We start from the raw sequence: 5,597 nt of genomic DNA on the forward strand, positions 1-5,597 counted from the left end.
TTTTGAAGGAGGTGATGCAGGTGGAGGTAAGTATCCATGAACTTTTAGCGGCAGCAAGGGAGGCGGTGAAATCAGATTATATCAAAGGCGAAAGCATTTTATGTGAAACCAGATATCATCCGGATACCCATTACATGGTAGAAATAGAGATGTTAAAAACAGATAACACGCTGGGGAAAAAAGGAGCATATATCCGGAAATTTTTGACGGAAGATGAGTATTCCTCCATGCTACAAAAGCAGGAAGAACATCTCATAAAAATAAAAAGACAGGCCATTGTTCAAAAAGGAACATTGCGATATATCCCTCTCCCGGACAGGCTGGACAGCCGCCGGAAGAGGGATATTTTTTAACCGGCTGGGAAAGAACAGGGAGTGTTCCTCAAGCAGCAGCGGTATGAGAACTCCAGAGTTTCCGCAGGTTTTGGGGTGTGGAAACTTAGAAAAGTGTTCAAAACAGGCACTTTTGCAACGATCCGTTGCAGCAGAAAAAGGGTTCTTGGCTTTATGCCAGACGAAAAAATGAAAGAAGGATGTGATTGTGATGATAGTAGGAATTGATCATGGGTATTATGCGATCAAGACAAAACATGTGTCTTTTCCCAGTGGCATTATCAAGTATGATTATGAGCCGTATACGATGCAGAATGTTCTGCAGTATCGGGGAAAGTATTATGTCTGCGGTACAGGGAGACAGACGCTGGTAAAAAATAAAACGTCCAATGATAATTATTATCTGCTGACGTTGGCTGCAATTGCGGAAGAAATCAAGCACCGGAAAGCGGAACGAAAGACGGAAGTCATTCTGGCTGTTGGACTGCCTTTGTCCAGCTTTGGAAGGGAGAAACAGGGATTTCGGGAGTATCTGTTGCGGAAAGAACAGCCAGTGCGCTTTTTATATGAAAGTGAATGGTATGAGATACAGATTAAAGATGTGAAACTGTTCCCACAGGGGTACTCTGCCCTGGCTCTGCACCCAGAGTACCTGAAGAATGAACCATCTGTTCTTCTGGTGGATGTTGGTGGCTGGACGGTTGATCTGATGAGACTGGATAATGGTGTTCCGAATGCGGCAACCTGCAGGAGTCTGGAACTGGGTGTGATCCGGTGTATTGATGAGACGGCAGAACAGGTGAGGAGAAATACCGGACTGTCTGTAACGGAAACACAGATCGAACGTGTACTTCGTGGGGAAACCTGCAGCATGGCAGAAGATGCAAGAGTTGTCATACAGGAAAACGGACGGAAATACATCGAGAGAATCTTGTCTGCGGTAACGGAATCCGGGTTTGATCTCAGGGCGGTGCCGAGCGTATTTATGGGTGGAGGTTCTGCGATTTTAAAACGCCACGTGACCGCACAGGACGCGATTTGCCGCCCTGTTTTTATCGAGGACGTCCATGCGAACGCTGCCGGGTATGAACGGATTGTAGAGCAGATGTGGGCAAAATGACACGTCCGGTATATTCGTTCCGTCCAAACCTGAAAAATCCGGAACACCAGAAAGCATGGAAGAAATTCCAGAGTGTTCCGGAAGGACAGAAAAACCAGTATCTTGTTCAGGCGATTCTGGAAAAAGAGGACCGAAAGTGGATGGAAGAAATCATCCAAAAGACGATCAAAGAAAGTGTTCGGGAATTAAACATTTGTGGCGGTGCGGAACAAAGTGGAACAAATCCACCGGCTGAGGATATCCCGGATCAGATGATGGATTTCCTATCTCAGATGGAAAATATGTAAAGGGGGTGAGGCCTATGATTGTGCGATACATACATTGTTGGATCTGCTAGGGGCAGGAGCAAAACAGCATCGATATCTTTGGTAGGTATTGTGAATAGCTTTCCATGCATCTTTGGAGTATGTTGTGTGTAGCGAAACGGAAAGGAGAAACGCTATGACAGAGATGAAGAACATATGCGGAAAGATCCCGAAGGACTTACACGAAAAAGTAAGAGAAGAGATTGAACTGACAGAAAGCAGCACACAGAAATTTATACAGCAGGTCATCGAAGAACATTTTGAAAGACTTGCAGGAAAAGGAGAAATGAGCATGGGAACAGCAAGAACAATCGCAGTACAGGTATCAGAGGAATTATTCCAGAGATTAAAAACAGTCATCGCAAAAAAAGGCATGAAACAGAAAGACTTCTTAATTCAGATCATCGAAGAGGCACTGGAAAAGGCAGAGGGCGAATGGCAGAACAAAGACAGCATGGAAGAAGCTGAACCTGCAACCGGAGAATCTGGAACAGAAGAGACTCAACCGGACGAGGAAACCGAACCGGAAGGAGAAAACGAACCAAGCGAGGAAAGCGAACCGGACGAGAAAACCGAACTGAAAGAAGAAAGCGAACTGGACGAGGAAATTCAACCGGAAGAAGAAACCCAAGCAGAAGAACCAACAGAATGGTAATAAACAGATACAGAGAAATGCAAGGCGGTATGAGAAAATCATGCCGCCTGTTTTTATCAGCAAAGGAGGTTGATAACCGCAACCATTCAATTTTTTGATCTCTTTAGCGGAATCGGCGGATTCCGAGAAGGCTTAAGACGTGCAGGGGGATTTACCTGTGTCGGACACTGCGAGGTGGATACTTATGCGGATAAGAACTACCGATTGCTGTTTGACACAGAAGGGGAGTGGTATTGTAGTGATGCACGAACAATTGAACCAGAACGAATGCCGGATTTTGATCTGCTCTGTGCAGGATTTCCTTGCCAGGCATTCTCTATCGCCGGAAAGCGAGAAGGATTTGCAGATGCAAGAGGAACCCTCTTTTTCGAGATTGCCCGGCTTCTTAAAGCTAAAAGACCCCAGTATTTTATCCTTGAAAATGTTCCCGGTCTGCTTTCGCATGACAAGGGGCGGACATTTTGCACCATCCTCAGTACGCTTTCGCAACTGGGGTACCATGTCGAATGGAAAGTGCTTAACAGCAAGGATTTCGGAGTCCCCCAAGCAAGGAAACGGGTGTATATTGTCGGATATCTTGATTTCCGATGTGCCGGAAAAATATTACCTGAACCAGAAACAAATGGAGCAGCTCTTATTCAAATCCGGGCAGGAAGTCAGGGGAAAAGAGTCTACAGTCCCAAAGGACTAAGCTGTACCCTGACATCACAGGCAGGTGGAATGGGCGGCAAGACAGGATTATATGATGTAGGTGTTCCAATCAAAGAGAATACAAAGCTCGGCTACAAACTTGCAAGAGAAGGGGACAGCATCGATCTGGGCTATGCGAATCTCAACAGCAGGAGAGGAAGAGTCGGACATCAGATCGCACATACCCTGACAACAGGTGTTCAACAGGGAACGCTGCACTTTGTCGATCTTTCACCTCCGCCGGTGGTAACGGAAGAATGCAGAAGCCTGAATACCAGACAATGCGGTGTCCACAAATATAAAGGAGAATGTTCTGGTGTATTAGCAGAGGATGGAGCAAGAGCAGTCTTAACACCAGCAAAAGAGAATGTCCGGCAGAACGGCAGACGCATGAAGGAACCGGAAGAACCAATGTTCACAATTACTGCAACAGATCGTCATGGCATCTTGTATCACGGAAGAATACGCAGGCTGGTTCCAAGAGAGTGTCTGCGTCTGCAGGGATATTATGACTGGCAGATTGATAAGATCATAGACTGCACATCGGATGCACAGCTATATAAACAGGCTGGGAACGGGGTAACTGTTACGGTGATCGAAGCAATCGGAGCATTACTGCGAAAAGCAGATGCGGAGCGAAAAGAACTGGAACTGTCTGAGGAAGGATAGTGTCGGTGATGATTGGAATTCAGGATCAGTACTTTGGTACGGAAATCGAGATGACTGGGATCACCAGACAACGGGCTGCAGAAGTTGTAGCAGAACTGTTCGGGACAGAAGCCGTTTATGAAGGTGCGTATTACGGAATATGGTCAGCGAGAGATCGGGAAGGAAAAAAGTGGAAGTTCATGTCTGACGGAAGCATTGATACACAAAGAAAATCAGGTGGTCAAATCGTATCAGCAGATAGAGAATATTCAACAGAGATGGTATCACCGAAATTATCCTATGATGAAATGGGAAAGTTACAGGAAGTTGTACGCTGTCTGCGGAGGCATGGAGGTTTTGTCAATGAGTCCTGTGGTCAGCATGTTCATGTAGATGCGGCGAACCATACACCGCAGAGTCTGAAAAATGCGCTGACTATTATGTACGCAAAGGAAGATATCCTGTTCAAAGCACTGAAAGTGCAGGAAAGAAGAGAGTACAGCTATTGTCAGAAGGTGCGTCCGGAGGTATTGGAAAAAATCCGAAAAATGCCAAACAAATCCATTACGATGGACCGGGTAAGAAATGTCTGGTATGGAGGCCGAGATGGAAGTCATAATCATTATGACAGTACCCGGTATTATGCTCTAAATCTTCATGCTGTGTTTTCCAAGGGAACTTTGGAATGGCGCTGTTTTGAAAGCACACTACATGCTGGAAAGGTAAGAGCAAACATTACACTGGCATTAGCCATTTCCGCACAGGCGATCAATCAGAGATCCACCCAGATGAAAAAGACACCGATCTCAGAAAACCCGGCGTTTACATTCCGAACGTTTTTGTTGCGGCTCGGATTAATCGGAGAAGAATATAAAAATGTGCGGAAACATCTGCTGGCAAATCTGGAAGGTGATCTGGCATGGAGATATGACAAAAGCACGTATGAGTGTCTGAAGAAAAAGCAAAGGACGGATGACGTCAGATCGAGGTGAGAAAAATAGAAGAGAGATATTATTTTGCATATGGCAGTAACATGAACCTGGGGCAGATGAGATTCCGCTGTCCGGATGCGGAAGTGGTTGGAAATGTCCGGCTGGAAGATTACCGGCTGGCATTTCGTGGCAGAGCTCCGGGAAATGGCGTTGCAACTGTGCTTCCGGAAAAAGGAAGCTGTGTGGATGGAGTTTTATGGAGGATCACAGAAGCTTGTGAAAAGAATCTGGATTTTTATGAAGGATTTCCAAATTTTTATGGGAAAGAAACCATTCAGGTAAAGGATCAGGCTGGAGCTTTAAGGGAAGTATTCGTATACACGATGAACTCCCCTCATAAGGATGTTCCGGCAAGACCATCGAAATTTTATCTGGATGGAATTCTGGAAGGATGTCTGGAAAATGATTTGCCGACAAAGGCAGTGATGGATGCAGTAAAACGCACCAGACAGGAAATGAAAAAAGCAGAAAAGCAATATACAAGATAAATGTTACCGCAGAGGGAGAACCTTCTGCGGTATTTTACTGAACAATGTATTTATTATCAGAAAGGAAACACACATGAAGGTGAAGAATTTAAAAACCAGAATCGCAGCCTTTGGACTGGCTGTCCTGATGGGCGTCAGTACCTTAAGCAGTGCCAATGCGTTCGCTGCCGAGCAGACGGATGTGGGGCAGGAGGTACAGGCATCCGAACAGGCGGTTACGAGTCAGAAAGAACAGGCAGTTACGGCAGACGATATTACGAAAGAGATTTCGGATGAAACATTTGCAGTGGAAACCAGTATGGAAGGAATCCATTATGATGCAGAAAAAGAGGATGTTACGCTTGTAAGTATCAAAGATGAGAATGGT

Annotated in this window: 7 protein-coding genes and 1 pseudogene; all 8 read left to right on the forward strand. The window is 45.5% G+C overall.

Annotated elements, in window-relative coordinates:
• A partial coding sequence (locus tag WMO25_RS14155) for a DUF5720 family protein (protein WP_349085839.1) occupies window positions 1-353 on the forward strand: 353 nt, incomplete at its 5' end.
• A gap of 190 nt (window positions 354-543) precedes the next feature.
• Window positions 544-1,452, forward strand: coding sequence for a ParM/StbA family protein (locus WMO25_RS14160; protein WP_186856092.1), 909 nt, complete (start codon window positions 544-546; stop codon window positions 1,450-1,452).
• Complete coding sequence (locus tag WMO25_RS14165; RefSeq protein WP_139010013.1) at window positions 1,449-1,739, forward strand: plasmid segregation centromere-binding protein ParR; 291 nt, start codon at window positions 1,449-1,451, stop codon at window positions 1,737-1,739. Before WMO25_RS14160 ends, WMO25_RS14165 begins: the two co-directional genes overlap by 4 nt.
• A 154-nt stretch (window positions 1,740-1,893) precedes the next feature.
• Window positions 1,894-2,412: a hypothetical protein gene (locus tag WMO25_RS14170; RefSeq protein ID WP_349085841.1), complete on the forward strand. Its 519-nt coding sequence runs from the start codon at window positions 1,894-1,896 to the stop codon at window positions 2,410-2,412.
• A 69-nt stretch (window positions 2,413-2,481) separates the two neighbouring features.
• Complete coding sequence (dcm, locus tag WMO25_RS14175) at window positions 2,482-3,771, forward strand: DNA (cytosine-5-)-methyltransferase (protein ID WP_349085842.1); 1,290 nt, start codon at window positions 2,482-2,484, stop codon at window positions 3,769-3,771.
• Window positions 3,772-3,779: 8 nt separating this feature from the next.
• A complete protein-coding gene (locus WMO25_RS14180) occupies window positions 3,780-4,742 on the forward strand; it encodes an amidoligase family protein (protein ID WP_349085843.1) in 963 nt (320 codons plus the stop codon).
• A complete protein-coding gene (locus WMO25_RS14185) occupies window positions 4,739-5,230 on the forward strand; it encodes a gamma-glutamylcyclotransferase family protein (protein ID WP_329753537.1) in 492 nt (163 codons plus the stop codon). Before WMO25_RS14180 ends, WMO25_RS14185 begins: the two co-directional genes overlap by 4 nt.
• Before the next feature lie 73 nt (window positions 5,231-5,303).
• Window positions 5,304-5,597, forward strand: a pseudogene (locus WMO25_RS14190) (hypothetical protein); the annotation flags it as partial.

It is taken from the genome of Coprococcus intestinihominis, from assembly GCF_040096555.1.
Classification (GTDB): domain Bacteria; phylum Bacillota; class Clostridia; order Lachnospirales; family Lachnospiraceae; genus Coprococcus_A; species Coprococcus_A intestinihominis.